Source organism: Methylocaldum sp. MU1018 (assembly GCF_053646775.1).
This window is the reverse complement of record NZ_CM132195.1, coordinates 2,408,016-2,422,334: the sequence shown is the minus strand read 5'-3', so window position 1 is coordinate 2,422,334 and position 14,319 is coordinate 2,408,016. Positions and strand designations below refer to the sequence as shown.

Below are 14,319 nucleotides of genomic sequence, written 5' to 3'. Positions count from 1 at the left end.
CAGAATTTTCTGAAATCTGCTCAGGCTCCGGCATATTGCACCGAATGGCCCACCCAGCGCCGAATCAGGCGTTCGGCGCGATCGGGATAATCCCTCAGCAGGACGGATGCCGCTTGAGCCACGTCGTCCAGAAGGTGTCCGTCGCGCGACAAATCGGCGATGCGGAACTGAATTTGGCCGGTTTGCCGGGTTCCCAGGAGTTCTCCCGGTCCCCGCAGTTCCAGGTCCTTTTCGGCGATGACGAAGCCGTCGTCGGAGTCCCGCAGTATCCCTAAGCGCTGCTTGGCGGTTTCCGACAGAGGCGGCTGGTACAGCAAGACGCAATGGGCCTCGCCGGGTCCGCGTCCGACCCGCCCGCGCAATTGATGCAATTGGGCCAGTCCCAAGCGCTCGGCGTTCTCGATGATCATCAGACTGGCGTTGGGAACATCCACGCCGACTTCGATGACGGTGGTGGCCACCAGCAAGTCGAAATGTCCTGCCTTGAAAGCTAGCATGACGGCTTCCTTTTCGGCAGGTTTCAAACGCCCGTGAATGAGTGCGACGCGCACATCCGGAAGGGCTTCCGCCAGCACCACGGCGGTTTTTTCCGCCGCTTCGCACTGCAAGACCTCGGATTCCTCGATCAGCGTGCAAACCCAGTACACCTGCCGGCCCTTGGACACCCAATCGGTGATGCGGGCGATGATTTCAGACCGGCGGCCGGTCGGAACGACGACGGTCTTGACCGGAGTTCGCCCGGGCGGCCGCTCGTCGATGACGGAAAGATCGAGATCGGCATAACCGAGCATCGCCAAGGTCCTCGGGATCGGCGTGGCGGTCATGATGAGCTGATGCGGATACAGGCCGTCCCGCAAGCCTTTCTCGCGCAGCGCCAGCCGCTGATGCACGCCGAATCGGTGCTGTTCGTCGATGATGACGAGTCCCAGGCGGCTAAATGCTATCTGCTCCTGGAACAGGGCGTGAGTGCCGATGACGAGGCCGGCCGCGCCGCGGCCGATGGCGTCCAGCTCGGCTTTTCGGGCTTCGCCTTTAAGACGCCCGGATAAAAAGGCAATTTGCACGCCCAAGGGTTCGAGCCACTGCCGGAAACTGCGGAAATGCTGCTCGGCCAGAAGTTCGGTGGGCGCCATGATCCCGACCTGGTAGTTGGACGACAGCGCGGTCAGCGCGGCATGAGCCGCCACCACGGTTTTGCCCGAGCCCACATCGCCCTGAACCAGGCGCATCATGGGGCGGCTGGAGGACAAATCGGCCTCGATTTCGGCGATCACGCGCTTTTGGGCGGTCGTCAGCGAAAACGGCAGGCTGCGCAGAAACCGGTCCGCCGCCTCCCGGTTGAGCGTCATCGGCGGGGCTCGATGAACCTGCATCTCGGCCCGGAAGCGGCCGAGGCTCAGATGGTGGCTGATGAGTTCCTCGAAGGCGAGACGCGAGCGTGCGGCGACAAGTTTCGGCGATGCTTCGCTGCAGCCGGCGGGCGGTTGATGCAGAAGTCTGAGAGCGTCCTGGAGCCGCAACCGACTATCCGAAGGGATCAAGGGCTCGGGCAACAAGTCAGGAAGCCGGGTTTCGTCGGCCAGCGACAAAGCTTGCTCGGTCAGACGGCGGATGGCTTTTTGATGGATGCCTTCGGTGAGGGGATAAACCGGCGTCAGCGCTTGTTCCGAAACATCGGTTTCCGTGTCGCCTATCAGTTTGTAATCAGGATGGGTCATTTCGAGACCGGCATAACCCGACCGCACCTCGCCGTAGCAGCTGAGCCGCTTGCCGCGGGCCATTTGCGCGCGCTGTTTGGCGGTGTAGTGAAAGAAGCGCAGGTCGAGAAAGCCGGTGCCGTCGGCGATCCGAACGATCAGCGAGCGACGGCCCTTGGGGAGGATTTCCGCAAGTTCGATCCGACCTTCCACCAACGCATGATCGCCGGGTTTCAGGTGTCCGATGGCGGCGACGCGCGTCCGGTCCTCGTAGCGCAGCGGCAGGTGGAAAAGCAGGTCGCTGACGGCCGAGATGCCCAGCTTTTCCAACCGCTTGAGAGTTTGCTCGCCCGCTCCCTTGAGGGTGGCTACCGGAAGCTCGTCGAGAGAACGGTTTTGCGAAGCCAAATAGTCGCGGGGCGCTTATTTCGCCAAAACCAGGATCGCGTCCATTTCGACTCCGGCACCCCGCGGCAGGGAGGCCACGCCGATGGCGGCGCGGGCAGGGTAGGGCTCGGCGAAATATTCCGCCATGATTTCGTTCACCAGCGGGAAATGGGCGAGATCGGTCAGGAAAACGTTGAGTTTGACGACGTCCCGGAGGCTGCCGCCGGCGGCCTCGGCCACGGCCTTGAGGTTGTCGAACACGCGCCGGATCTGCACCTCCATGCCGCCCTCGACCAGGGTCATGGTGGCGGGATCGAGCGGAATCTGGCCGGACAGATAAACGGCGTCGCCGATTTTTACCGCTTGGGAGTAGGTGCCGATCGCCTGGGGAGCCTGGTCAGTCTGAATAATTTGTTTTGCCATGATTTTGTTTTTTTCTCAGTTCGGATTTCACGCGGGAGATTTTCAAAACGACCGATAATTTTCGCAATTCTCGCATGACCGAGGCGAGATGTACGCGATCCTTGACCATCAAGGTGATGATGTCGGTGGAAATCTGGCTGTCCTGATTGGTGATCTGGACGTTTTCGATGTTGGCGCGCATGCGGGAGATGGTGGAAGCCACTTTCGCCAGGGTGCCCACCTGGTTCATCAGCTCCAGGCGGATGACCGCCGGGAAATCGCCGCTGGCTTGTTTGTCCCAGTCCACGTCCAGCCAGTTCATGTGTTTTTTTCGAAGCTCCGAGACGTTCTTGCACTCGGTGAGGTGAACGACGATGCCCTTGCCCGGATTGAAGAAACCGACGATGGGATCGCCCGGTATCGGGCGGCAGCATTTGGCCAGATTGACCACCATGCCTTCCGTGCCTTTGATGATGAGAGGCGACAGCGTCGGCAGGATTTCTTCTTTAGCGGCGGTATCCGGTGTAGTGTCGGCTTGAGCCATTTGACGGACGACCAGGAAAGGCAGGCGGTTGCCGAGGCCGATGTCTTCCAGCAAGGCCTCGGGAGAGGATAGATCGAGCGACTTCAGCAACTCGTCGAGCCGTTCTCGGGGAATATCCTCGAAACGCATGTTCTGGGCGTCGAGTTCTTTTTCCAGCAGGCGCTTGCCCAGAGCGACCGCCTCCTGTTTCTTGAAGTTTCGGAGATAGCTGCGAATGGCCGCGCGCGCCTTGGCGGTGACGACGAAATTGAGCCACAGCGGATTGGGCCGGGCCCAGGGCGCCGTGATGATCTCGACGGTTTGGCCGTTTTCGAGAACGGTTTGCAGCGGCGCGAGCACCCGGTCGATTCGGGCGGACACGCAGGTATTGCCGATGTCGGTGTGCACGGCATAAGCAAAGTCGACCAGGGTGGCTCCGCGCGGAAGCTTGGTGATCTTGCCCTTGGGAGTGAAGACGTAGACTTCCTGCTGGAACAGATCGACCTTCAGGTTGTCGAGGAATTCCAGCGAATCGCCGGCGCTCTTCTGGATCTCCAGCAAGTCTCTCAGCCATTCGTGAGCACGAGCCTGGCTGGTCGAGGTCTGTTCGTGCTCGCTCTTGTACAGCCAATGCGCCGCGATGCCGGACTCGGCCAGATGGTGCATGGCGCGGGTGCGGATCTGAATTTCCAGCGGCTGGCCGTAAGGCCCGACCAATATGGTGTGCAGCGACTGATAACCGTTGGCCTTGGGCACCGCGATGTAATCCTTGAAGCGGCCCGGCACCGGCTTGTACAGGTTGTGAACGATGCCCAGGGCGCGGTAGCAGTCGTCCACTTGATCCGCGATGATGCGGAAGGCATAAACGTCGTAGACGCCGGAGAAAGACACGTGCTTGATTCGCATCTTTTGATACAGACTGTACAGATGCTTCTCGCGCCCGATCACCTCGCAATTGACCAGTCCGGCGTCCTGCAAGCGTTTGGTAATGGCCGACTCGACGGTCGCCACCACCTCGTTGCGGTTGCCGCGCGCCTTTTTCACCGATTGTTCCAGCACGCGGTAGCGCACCGGATACATGGCGGAGAATCCCAGTTCCTCCAGTTCCAGCCGCATCTCGTTCATGCCCAGGCGGTTGGCGATGGGCGCGTAGATGTCCAGGGTCTCGCGGGCGATGCGCCGGCGCCGCGTCGGGGACATGATTCCCAGCGTGCGCATGTTGTGAAGCCGGTCCGCCAGCTTGACCATGATCACGCGGAGGTCCTTGACCATCGCCAGCACCATCTTGCGGACGTTCTGGGCCTGAGCCTCGGCCCGCGATTTGCAATCGAGCTGGGTCAGCTTGCTGACGCCGTCGACCAGTTCGGCGACTTCGTCTCCGAATTGCTCGCGCAACTGCTCCTTGGTGACCGGCGTGTCTTCGATGACGTCGTGCAGAATGGCCGCCATGATGCCTTTCGCATCCATGCGCATCTCGGCGAGGATCAGGGCGACCGACAAGGGATGGCAGATGTACGGCTCGCCGGTCAGTCGAAATTGGCCTGCGTGCGCGGAAAGGGCGAGCTGATAGGCGCGGTAAATCTCCTCGACCTGAGCGTCTTCGAGATAACCCGAAACAATGCTGCAAAGCCTGCGAATGAGTTTTTCATTCGGCAGTTCGGCGACTTCTTTGGGAAGAAGCTGGTTCATGGCAGCCTGCGCTTGCGTATCGGCTCCCGGCAGTCCGGTCGGCTTATTCGAAATCCTCGTCTTCCAGGCCGCTCATGCCCGCCTCATGCGGATTGGGCAGTGGAGGACGCTCGATCGCGAATCGCTCTTGCTTGGCGGCCGCGGTGAGATAGTCGCGGGTAATCAAGCCGGCGGCGATCTCCCTCAGCGAGACCACGGTCGATTTGTCGTTTTCCCAGGGCAGCTTAGCGTCTTCCGGGTGACGGGATAATTGGCGAGCTCGCTTGGTCGCCAATAAAACGAGTTGAAAGCGATTGTCGACGTGTTCCAGACAATCTTCGACGGTTACTCTTGCCATGCAGCTAAATCCTCGATGTGCAGTCGATTGAATGAAAAAGATTAATGAAAACAAATGCTTTTGAGATATTTTCACTCGAAAGCCCAGGTTTTGTACAGAACGCCCGCTTTTGCGGGTGAAATCCGGTCCGAAGGGGTGGTTGAGGGATTCAATAATCCAGACCGCCAATGCAGCCGGAAGGTTCAGGCTGCCCAAAAAACGAAGCGCGAAGGAGGAGCGCCGGACGCTCTCCCTCGCGCCGCGGAAACCGGGTGCGCTATTTGGCCCGTTTTTCCAGCATCGCGACGGCCGGAAGGGTTTTGCCTTCCAGGAATTCCAGGAAAGCGCCGCCGCCGGTCGAGGCGTACGATACCCGGTCGCCGATCCCGTATTTTTCGATGGCCGCGAGCGTATCGCCGCCGCCGGCGATGGAGAAGCTGCCGGCTTCCGCGATGGCCATCGCCACGGTGCGGGTGCCTTCGCCGAACTGATCGATCTCGAATACGCCCACCGGCCCATTCCAAACGATGGTGCCGGCCGCCTTGATCATCTCCGCGTAACGGGCCGTGGTTTCCGGCCCGATGTCGAGGATCATGTCATCCTCGGCCACTTCGCCGACTTTTTTGACCGTGGCCGTCGACGATTCGGAGAATTCCTTCGCGCAGACCACGTCGGTCGGTACCGGGATCTCCGCACCCTCGGCTTTCGCTTGCGCCATCAGGCGCTTGGCTTCAGGAATCAGATCGGCCTCATGCAGGGACTTGCCCACCGGATGGCCTGCCGCGGCAATGAATGTGTTGGCGATGCCTCCGCCGACGATGAGCTGGTCCACCTTGGCGGCTAAGGAGTCGAGCACCGTCAGCTTGGTGGAAACCTTGGAGCCGCCGACGATCGCCAGAAGCGGGCGCTCCGGGTTTTCCAGCGCCTTGCTCAGGGCGTCGAGCTCCGCGGCCAGCAGGATGCCGGCACAGGCTTCGGGCGCGAAACGGCCCACGCCGTGAGTGGAGGCTTCGGCGCGGTGCGCGGTCCCGAAGGCATCCATGACATAGATGTCGCAGAGGGTGGCCATTTTCTTGGCCAGTTCCTCGTTGTCCTTTTTTTCGCCCTTGTTGAAGCGAACGTTTTCGCACAAGACGACCTCGCCCCGATGCAGGTCGACGCCGTTCAACCAATCCTTGACCAGGGACACTTTGCGGCCGAGCAGCCAGGTCATGCGGTCGGCCACGGGTTTCAGCGAGAACTCCTCGGCGTATTCGCCTTCGATCGGCCGCCCCAAATGGGACATGACCATGACTTTGGCGCCGGCTCTCAAGCAAAGTTCGATCGTCGGCAAACTGGCGCGGATGCGGGTGTCGCTGGCGACTTTGCCGTTCTTGACGGGGACGTTCAGGTCCGCGCGGATCAGAACGCGCTTGCCGGCAAGATCGAGGTCGGTAATCCTTTTAAAAGAGAGCGGTTTCTTTTTAATGTCCTTTTTGACGGCCTTTTTAACGGATTTGGCAGGTTCCTGAGGCGCCTCCGTCTTTTCCCGCCACTTGATCGAGCAGCCCATGCTCGGGATTTGCTGTTCCGGCCCCTGCCCGGTCTCCGCGATTTGTTTCATGGCTTCGAACAGTTCGCGCTTCGCGCCCGGCGGAGCGGTTTCCTTGCGGCTGGCATCCAGACGGCCGCGGTACTGCAATTCCAGATCCTTGTTGTAGCCGAAGAAATCGGGGGTGCAGATCGCCCCGTAAGCTTTGGCCACTTCCTGGGACTCGTCGTACAAGTACGGGAAGGGATAGCCGGCTTTCTCCGCGACGATTTTCATGTTCTCGAAGGAGTCTTCGGGATAATCGGTCGGGTCGTTGGACATGATGGCCACGGCATTGATTCCGTGTTTCCGGAGTTCTTTGACGTCCCGCACGATGCGTTCCTCTACGGCCTTCACGTAGGGGCAGTGGTTGCAGATGAACATCACCAAAAGGCCGTTCGGTCCCTTGCACTTTTCCAGAGTCCAGATTTGCCCATCCACGCCGGGCAGAGCGAAATCAATCGCCTTTTTACCGAATTCACAGACCGGGGTTTCTGTGCGAGCCATGGAGATCTTCCTTCTTATGCGTTATAAGTGAAAATCGATGAAAGTGATTGAAATCATAACAAAGAAATCGAGTCGAGTCTCACCTCGTTGAGTCGGGCGGCGGCTTATTTCTCTTGCCGATGCTGCAGCGAAGACGACGAGGCTTGATGGGGCGATCTGTGGAAGAGAGAGTCATCGGGGCGCGCGGGCAAAAGGGGCGCGAGAAAATGGAAAACGCCAGCCGGCTTTTATTGCCGGACCGGCGTCGAGACTGGAGATTGTTTGCACATTAATGCAAGGTCGGCCCCGCGGGTACTCCGGGGTCGACCGGTCGGGTCAAGCCATCTTGCGGCGAATCTGCGAACTTATGGCGGCCAAACCCATCCCCATCAGGGCAAGACTGCCGGGTTCGGGTACGGTATCTATCCGGGTATAGAATCCTGCCGGAAGTCCTCCGGCCCCATTGCCCTGCACTGTTAGCTGATGAGCGCCTGCGGCCAATAGCACCTGGCCGTGCTGATACAGCGGACTCGTCCATCCGGCCTGTCCCAACGGATCGCCCACCGGGAACAGAGGGGCATGGGCGCCGTCGAGGGCAGTCTGAAGGATCTGGACTCCGAAGTCGAAGACAAAATGCTGATCTCCAACAATGAATTCATCGGTGATCCGGAAGATCGCCGGCGTCGAGAGGTTATATACATAAGGGGAATCTAGCGAATCCACATTCGCGGCATTGATTTGGTCGTAACTCCAGCCTGCATTAAGCACGGGGGCTGGTGCCGGCGTCGAAGGATCGTAGTTTAACGGGGTCGCTTGCGCCGACCCAATCTGGAAGATAAGCAGGAGGGCAAATATATATGACGCTCCAGCCATGAAAGTAGACTTAAAGACGGTTTCCATTTCACTATTCCTTTTAGCAGATGAAGATTGTGCGCTTGAATGCGATGGTGCTCACAATCCCGAGTCCCTTCTTCGGTAAATCCTTATCCGAAGAATCCTAAAACGCAAGAACAGAGGTGCCTCCCTTATGCACCCGAAGCTATTCGCATCCGATTAAGGCATTTCGCATGCCATTGTTTATTTTTATGGTAAATCAATTGCATAGGAAATAGAGAGACTGACAATGTAAAATAAACTGACATGACGATGGTCTTTCTATGGCAAGGACGCATTGATTTGTGCATGCATCTGCTGAGCAAATGCCGCTTTTTGATTCATCAAAACAATTTGCGCTGTGTTCGTTTTGTTTTTTATTAAAAATGATTTTGCTTGAAAAAGTTCTGTTTGATGATTTTGCGCACTCTTGTATACGTAGTTTTTCTGAGTCAAAAAATTTACGGCTATGGCCAGGGAGGGATTGATTTGCGTGCCGTATTGACAGGGCGTCGCGTTCAAAGTGCGAATGTCGGCAAACCTGTGCGGTAATCGCGGCTATAAAACAGGAACTTCGGTTCTACTGTTCGGATGGGCGAAGATTTCGTCCAAATCCGCCAAGTATTGCGTGTGGTTTATAACCAGGCGCCGATCAGGAGCAGGGCGCCGAGAGCGCCGCAGAATCCTCCCAGCGGCAGTGCGGTTCCTGTACTCGCCAGCACCGACGCGCTGACCAACAGGGCTCCGCCGGCGATGCCGGTCAGCGTGCGCCGCCGGTTGTGCTTGATCTCCCGATGAATTTGTTCGAGTTCCCGCGATTGGAAGGTTACCGTCAGTTTTCCGTTCGCCGCGTTTTCCAGCGTACGGTGGATCAGCATCGGCATCTCCGGCCAGTTTTCCGCCCATCCGGGGAGTTGAGACTGGATTTTCTTGAGGGTGGCCTTGGGGCCCATTTCCTCCTTGAACCAGCGCTCCAGAAACGGTTTGGCGGTCTGCCAAAGATCGAGGTCGGGATAGAGGTCGCGGCCGAGTCCTTCGATATTCAGCAGGGTTTTCTGGAGCAACACCAGTTGCGGCTGGACTTCCATGTCGAAGCGGCGGGCCACCTGGAACAGGCGCAGCAGCAGATGGCCGTAGGAGATGTCCTTTAACGGCTTTTCGAAGATCGGTTCGCACACCGCGCGAATGGCGGATTCGAACTCCTCGACGCGGGTGGTCTTGGGAATCCATCCCGATTCGATGTGCATTTCCGCGACCCGGCGGTAATCGCGGTTGAAGAAAGCCAGGAAATTCTCGGCGACGTAACGCTTGTCTTCCCTCGAAATGCTGCCGACGATGCCGAAGTCGACGGCGATGTATTGGGCTGCCGGCGTGACGAAGATGTTGCCGGGGTGCATGTCCGCGTGGAAGAAGCTGTCCCGCAGCACCTGCGTGAAGAAGATTTCCACCCCGCGTTCCGCCAGAAGCTTCAGATCGACGCCTTCGCGCTTCAGGGTTTCCACATCGCCGACCGGAATGCCGGAAATGCGTTCCATGACCAGAATCTGCCGCCGCGTGTGCGGCCAATAGATTTTGGGAATGTAAAGCACTTCGGAATCTTCGAAACGGCGCCGCATTTCCGCGGCGTTGGCTGCTTCGCGGACCAGATCGAGTTCGTCCAGGATGGTCTTTTCGAATTCGGCGACGACCTCGATGGGCCTGAGGCGCCGGGCGTCCCTCCAGAAGCGTTGGGCCAACCGGGCCAGTTCGTATAGCAGGGCGATGTCCGAGCGGATTTGCTTTTCGATGCCGGGCCGAAGCACCTTGACTACCACCGCCTGGCCGTCGTGCAGCGTCGCGGCGTGTACCTGCGCCACCGAGGCCGAGGCGAGCGGGGTTTCGTCGAATTCGGCGAAAACCCGGGTGACCGGCTGTCCCAATGCCTGCTCGACGATGGCCTTGGCCTCGCTACCCGGGAAAGCCGGCACGCGGTCCTGAAGCTTGATCAATTCTTCGGCGATGTCGTCCGGCAGCAGATCCCGGCGGGTGGACAGGGTTTGGCCGAATTTGACGAAAATGGGCCCCAAATCTTCCAGAGTTCGGCGGATTCGGACACCGCGCGGTTCTTCTTTGGCGCCCGACCAATAATTCGGAGAAAGGGCGCCGACGAAGCGGATCGGCCGGAACAGGTGAGTGGCCAGCACCAATTCGTCCAGGCCGTGGCGCACCAGCACCCGTTGGATGTGCAGCAAGCGCCGGATCAGTTTCGGTCGGATCACGAGAGGGATGTTCCTAGGCGGCGGATTCGGGAGACGGGGAATCGGCTTGCAGCGAACGCCGAAGCCGTTCTATTCGAGCTTCGAGGCGGTCGAAATCGGCGCGCAACCGGTCGACTTCGGCGTAAAAGGCATCGACCTCGAACGGCGTGGGCAGTTCCCGGCTTTCTTCCTGCCAATATTCGGCGAGATCGAGTTCCAAGATTTTTAGGGAGTCTTTGGCCCAAACTAGTCCCGAGCGAACGAGATCGAAGCAGGTGGAGGCAAAGGCTCGGCCGGTATATTGGGCGAGATGGGCTTCCCAATCGATATCCAGCTTCTCGAACAGCGTCTGGAAGCGGCGCGCCGTGTCCATGTCGCCGTCGATTTCGATCTCGCCCGAAGACAGGCTCTGCCTGACCGATTCGCCGAATCCCAGCTTGGCGAAGGCCGGAATCGAACCGGCCAGAATGACGTCTGGCTGGCCGCCGAAGTCGCCGAGAATCTGGATGTCCGAATCGGTCGGACACAGATAAATCGATGTTCCGAACGGACGCAGCCTAAGCGCGATGACTTTGCCCGCGAGCGGGGCCAGCAGCTCTGCGCTGCCGGGAGCCAGGCTCAAATAGTGCGCGACCGCGCGCTCCAGCGCCTCGGCGAAAACACCGGTCAACACCGGATGACGAGCCGTCACGGTCAGACCTTGTAGCCCCGGTGGACGGCGACTACGCCGTGGGTCAGGTTGAAGTACTCGCAGCGTTCGAAGCCGGCATCGAGCATCATCTGCCTGAGCTTTTCCTGGTTCGGGTGCATCCGGATGGATTCGGCCAGATATCGGTAGCTTTCGGCGTCGTTGGCGATGAATTTGCCGAGCATCGGCAGGACCTTGAACGAATAAAGATCGTAGACCTTCTTGAACAGTTCGCCCTGCGCTTCGGAAAATTCCAGGATGATCGCCCGTCCGCCCGGCTTCAGGACGCGGTGGATCGAGCGAAGCGCGGCGTCCTTGTGGGTCACGTTGCGGAGACCGAAGGCGATGCAGACGCAATCGAAACGGTTGTCCGGGAACGGCAGCTTTTCGGCGTCGATCTGAGCATAACCGACGTTGTCGACCACGCCCTCGTCGATCAACCGGTCGCGGCCCCGCTTCAACATTTCGGCGTTGATGTCGGAAAGAATGACGCGGCCGTTCGGCCCGACCCGCTTCTGGAAGAGCGCGGTCATGTCGCCTGTGCCGCCCGCGAGATCCAGAACTTTTTCGCCGGCGCGTACGTGGCTCAGTTGCAGGGCGATTCGTTTCCAGATCCTATGAACCCCTAAGGACATCAGATCGTTCATGACGTCGTACTTGCTCGCCACCGAGTCGAACACGGCTTTGACCATTTGAGCCTTTTCGTTCGCGGGTACCTCACGGAAGCCGAAGTGGGTGGTTTTTTGATCGTTCATTCGTTAATGGCCGGATAGTTTCTTGATGATCGTTTGGGCAAGATGTTCGTTGATCTCGTTATGTCTCGGCACAGGCTGGGATTGTTTGGTTGCGGGATTGGTGTACCAATCATGACGATTACCGTACCAGTTACAGCCCATTTCTTCCGGGACTTTGGTCAAAGCACGCCTTTTCGTCAGGCGAGCGTTAATTCCTCGGTCTTGCGAATATAGGAGATTTGACCGGACTCGAGGTCGATCAAAAGATCTTTGAGATTTTCAATCAACTCATCTTTGCTGAAACCCTGCGTGTGATATTCCGGGTAATCATTGATATAACCGATGTAATACACGCCGTCCTGCCACCCGGTGAATTTTAAGTTGCGCATGGTCGTAGACCGGTATTGTCCTCTGCGTTTATCAATTCCGAGGTGCCTCGGCTCGACGTTGGTATCCCGCTTGCTCGAGCTTTTTCAAGTACTCGCTCCAGAGTTTCGCCTGATGCGCGCCCAGATTGTACAGCATCTCCCAGGTGTAGATTCCGGTGTCGTGGCCGTCGCTGAAACTGGGGGCGATGGCGTAATGGCCCACCGGCCGGATCGCCGTGATGGTGACGTCCTCTTTCCCGACTTGCAGAGTCTCCTGTCCCGGCCCGTGGCCGCGAACCTCGGCGGACGGTGAATAAACCCGCAGATATTCGCACGGCAACTCGAAGCGCGAACCGTCTTCGAAGGCGATTTCGAGAGTACGCGACCGTTGGTGAAGTTTGATGTCGGTGGGAATCGGCGCCGTCACGACGGGATCCCGGATCAAAGGATGTACCGACTCAGGTCTTCGTCCTGCGCGAGCTCGGACAAATACCGGTCGACATACTCGGCGTCGATGACTACGGACTTTCCGGCATGATCCGGCGCTTCGTAAGAAATCGTTTCCAGAAGCCGCTCCAATACCGTGTGTAGCCGCCGGGCGCCGATGTTCTCGGTGCGCTCGTTCACCTCCCAGCTAATTTCGGCGATGCGGGCGATGCCGTCCTGGGTGAATTTCAGCTCGACGCCTTCGGTGGCCAGCAACGCGGCGTACTGCTCGGTCAGGGAACTGGCCGGTTCGGTCAGAATGCGGATGAAGTCCTCCACCGTCAGGGCGTTCAGTTCCACGCGGATGGGCAACCGGCCCTGAAGTTCCGGAATGAGGTCGGAGGGCTTGGACAGATGGAACGCGCCGGAGGCGATGAACAGGATGTGATCGGTCCGGACCATGCCGTACTTGGTGCTGACGGTGGAACCTTCCACCAGGGGCAGCAGGTCGCGCTGCACGCCTTCGCGGGAAACGTCCGGGCCGCCGCCGTATTCGCCGCGCTTGCAGATCTTGTCGATCTCGTCGATGAACACGATGCCGTTCTGTTCCACCGATTCCACGGCGCGCAGCTTGATGTCCTCCTCGTTGACCATCCTGGCCGATTCTTCCTCGCGCAGGAGTTTGAACGCATCCTTGACCCGCAGTTTTCGGGTGCGGGTCCGTCCGGCCTGCAAGTTCTGAAACATGCTCTGGAGCTGATTGCTCATTTCTTCCATGCCGGGCGGCGCCATGATTTCCACGCCGACCGGCGAGGCGCTGACTTCGATCTCGATTTCTTTCTCGTCCAGTTCGCCGTTGCGGAGTTTTTGCCGGAATTTCTGCCGCGTCGCCGATTCCGGCGCGTGTTCTTCGCCGCTCCAGCCAGAGGCGCTCGGCAGCAGAGCGTTCAAAATCCGCTCTTCGGCCGACTCCTCGGCGCGGGTCCGGACTTTCGCCATTTCCGTTTGCCGCGCCATCTTGACCGCGGCGTCGACCAGGTCGCGAACGATGGATTCCACGTCGCGCCCGACGTAGCCGACTTCGGTGAATTTGGTCGCCTCTACTTTAATAAACGGCGCGTTGGCGAGCCGCGCGAGGCGGCGGGCGATTTCGGTCTTGCCGACGCCGGTCGGGCCGATCATGAGAATATTCTTGGGCGTGATCTCTTCGCGCAGAGCCGGTTCGATCTGCATGCGCCGCCAGCGGTTGCGCAGGGCGATGGCGACCGCGCGCTTGGCGGCGGTTTGGCCGACGATGTGTTTGTCCAGTTCGTGGACGATTTCTCGGGGAGTCATGTGCGTCATGAGTGTTCGTGCAGTTCCCGTTGCATATCCAGTTCTTCGATGGCCAGATTGCGGTTGGTGTAAATGCAGATATCGGCGGCGATTTGCAGCGACTTTTCAACGATGTCGGCAGCCCCCAGCTCGGTGTTCTCCAATAGCGCGCGGGCGGCCGCCTGCGCAAAAGGCCCACCGGACCCGATGGCGATGAGGCCGTTTTCCGGCTCGATGACGTCGCCGTTGCCGGAAATGATCAGCGAGGCTTTCGAATCGGCGATGGCGAGCAGTGCCTCGAGCCGGCGCAGCATCCGGTCGGTGCGCCAGTCTTTCACCAATTCGACCGCCGCTTTGGTCAGGTTGCCGCGCTGTTTTTCCAATTGACCTTCGAAACGCTCGAACAGGGTGAACGCGTCGGCCGTCGCGCCGGCGAACCCTGCGAGCACGCGGCCGTGATAAAGCCGCCGGACTTTGCGGGCGTTGCCTTTCATGACGGTATTGCCCATGGTCACCTGGCCGTCGCCGCCGATGACCACTTTGTCGCCGCGGCGGACGGACACGATGGTTGTGCCGTGAAACTGTTCCACAAATTTGGCCTGTTTAGCT

General features: G+C 59.1%; 14 protein-coding genes and 1 pseudogene. All 15 read right to left on the bottom strand.

Annotation, left to right across the window (positions count from 1 at the left end; translation table 11 throughout):
* Window positions 1-20: 20 nt before the first annotated feature.
* The 15 genes and pseudogenes from recG to hslV all read right to left on the bottom strand — a co-directional run bounded on the left by recG (window position 21) and on the right by hslV (window position 14,300).
* Window positions 21-2,105 carry an ATP-dependent DNA helicase RecG gene (gene recG, locus ACWJKU_RS11125; RefSeq protein ID WP_454142369.1) on the bottom strand — a complete coding sequence of 695 codons (2,085 nt, stop codon included), beginning with the start codon at window positions 2,103-2,105 and terminating at the stop codon, window positions 21-23.
* A 15-nt stretch (window positions 2,106-2,120) separates the two neighbouring features.
* Window positions 2,121-2,507: a RidA family protein gene (locus ACWJKU_RS11120; protein ID WP_454142368.1), complete on the bottom strand. Its 387-nt coding sequence runs from the start codon at window positions 2,505-2,507 to the stop codon at window positions 2,121-2,123.
* A complete protein-coding gene (locus ACWJKU_RS11115; RefSeq protein ID WP_454142367.1) occupies window positions 2,482-4,698 on the bottom strand; it encodes a RelA/SpoT family protein in 2,217 nt (738 codons plus the stop codon). Before ACWJKU_RS11115 ends, ACWJKU_RS11120 begins: the two co-directional genes overlap by 26 nt.
* A gap of 43 nt (window positions 4,699-4,741) precedes the next feature.
* Window positions 4,742-5,035 carry a DNA-directed RNA polymerase subunit omega gene (rpoZ, locus tag ACWJKU_RS11110; RefSeq protein WP_454142366.1) on the bottom strand — a complete coding sequence of 98 codons (294 nt, stop codon included), beginning with the start codon at window positions 5,033-5,035 and terminating at the stop codon, window positions 4,742-4,744.
* A 256-nt stretch (window positions 5,036-5,291) separates the two neighbouring features.
* A complete protein-coding gene (locus ACWJKU_RS11105) occupies window positions 5,292-6,482 on the bottom strand; it encodes a phosphoglycerate kinase (protein WP_454148114.1) in 1,191 nt (396 codons plus the stop codon).
* Window positions 6,483-6,671: 189 nt separating this feature from the next.
* Window positions 6,672-7,091: pseudogene (locus ACWJKU_RS11100) on the bottom strand (thioredoxin family protein); the annotation flags it as partial.
* A 315-nt stretch (window positions 7,092-7,406) separates the two neighbouring features.
* Window positions 7,407-7,970, bottom strand: coding sequence for a PEP-CTERM sorting domain-containing protein (locus ACWJKU_RS11095; protein ID WP_454142365.1), 564 nt, complete (start codon window positions 7,968-7,970; stop codon window positions 7,407-7,409).
* 255 nt (window positions 7,971-8,225) lie between these two features.
* Window positions 8,226-8,465, bottom strand: coding sequence for a hypothetical protein (locus ACWJKU_RS11090; protein WP_454142364.1), 240 nt, complete (start codon window positions 8,463-8,465; stop codon window positions 8,226-8,228).
* Window positions 8,466-8,578: 113 nt separating this feature from the next.
* Window positions 8,579-10,201 carry a ubiquinone biosynthesis regulatory protein kinase UbiB gene (gene ubiB / locus ACWJKU_RS11085; RefSeq protein ID WP_454142363.1) on the bottom strand — a complete coding sequence of 541 codons (1,623 nt, stop codon included), beginning with the start codon at window positions 10,199-10,201 and terminating at the stop codon, window positions 8,579-8,581.
* A gap of 13 nt (window positions 10,202-10,214) precedes the next feature.
* Window positions 10,215-10,871: a ubiquinone biosynthesis accessory factor UbiJ gene (locus tag ACWJKU_RS11080; protein ID WP_454142362.1), complete on the bottom strand. Its 657-nt coding sequence runs from the start codon at window positions 10,869-10,871 to the stop codon at window positions 10,215-10,217.
* Between the two features lie 2 nt (window positions 10,872-10,873).
* Window positions 10,874-11,623 (bottom strand): bifunctional demethylmenaquinone methyltransferase/2-methoxy-6-polyprenyl-1,4-benzoquinol methylase UbiE, encoded by a 750-nt coding sequence (gene ubiE / locus ACWJKU_RS11075; protein WP_454142361.1) that lies wholly within the window; start codon window positions 11,621-11,623, stop codon window positions 10,874-10,876.
* Between the two features lie 176 nt (window positions 11,624-11,799).
* A complete protein-coding gene (locus tag ACWJKU_RS11070) occupies window positions 11,800-11,991 on the bottom strand; it encodes a type II toxin-antitoxin system HicB family antitoxin (RefSeq protein WP_454142360.1) in 192 nt (63 codons plus the stop codon).
* A 31-nt stretch (window positions 11,992-12,022) separates the two neighbouring features.
* On the bottom strand, window positions 12,023-12,397 hold the full coding sequence (locus ACWJKU_RS11065; RefSeq protein WP_454142359.1) for a gamma-butyrobetaine hydroxylase-like domain-containing protein: 375 nt from the start codon (window positions 12,395-12,397) through the stop codon (window positions 12,023-12,025).
* A 14-nt stretch (window positions 12,398-12,411) separates the two neighbouring features.
* On the bottom strand, window positions 12,412-13,740 hold the full coding sequence (gene hslU / locus ACWJKU_RS11060) for an ATP-dependent protease ATPase subunit HslU (RefSeq protein ID WP_454142358.1): 1,329 nt from the start codon (window positions 13,738-13,740) through the stop codon (window positions 12,412-12,414).
* Window positions 13,737-14,300 (bottom strand): ATP-dependent protease subunit HslV, encoded by a 564-nt coding sequence (hslV, locus tag ACWJKU_RS11055; RefSeq protein ID WP_454142357.1) that lies wholly within the window; start codon window positions 14,298-14,300, stop codon window positions 13,737-13,739. The genes hslU and hslV overlap by 4 nt, the downstream gene beginning before the upstream one ends.
* Between the last annotated feature and the right edge of the window lie 19 nt (window positions 14,301-14,319).

Bases quoted from the DNA above. Each gene is read 5' to 3' on its own strand.
- ACWJKU_RS11120 (WP_454142368.1), bottom strand. From the start codon at position 2,507: ATGGCAAAACAAATTATTCAGACTGACCAGGCTCCCCAGGCGATCGGC.
- ACWJKU_RS11115 (WP_454142367.1), bottom strand. From the start codon at position 4,698: ATGAACCAGCTTCTTCCCAAAGAAGTCGCCGAACTGCCGAATGAAAAA.
- rpoZ (WP_454142366.1), bottom strand. From the start codon at position 5,035: ATGGCAAGAGTAACCGTCGAAGATTGTCTGGAACACGTCGACAATCGC.
- ACWJKU_RS11095 (WP_454142365.1), bottom strand. From the start codon at position 7,970: ATGGAAACCGTCTTTAAGTCTACTTTCATGGCTGGAGCGTCATATATA.
- ubiE (WP_454142361.1), bottom strand. From the start codon at position 11,623: ATGAACGATCAAAAAACCACCCACTTCGGCTTCCGTGAGGTACCCGCG.
- ACWJKU_RS11070 (WP_454142360.1), bottom strand. From the start codon at position 11,991: ATGCGCAACTTAAAATTCACCGGGTGGCAGGACGGCGTGTATTACATC.
- hslU (WP_454142358.1), bottom strand. From the start codon at position 13,740: ATGACGCACATGACTCCCCGAGAAATCGTCCACGAACTGGACAAACAC.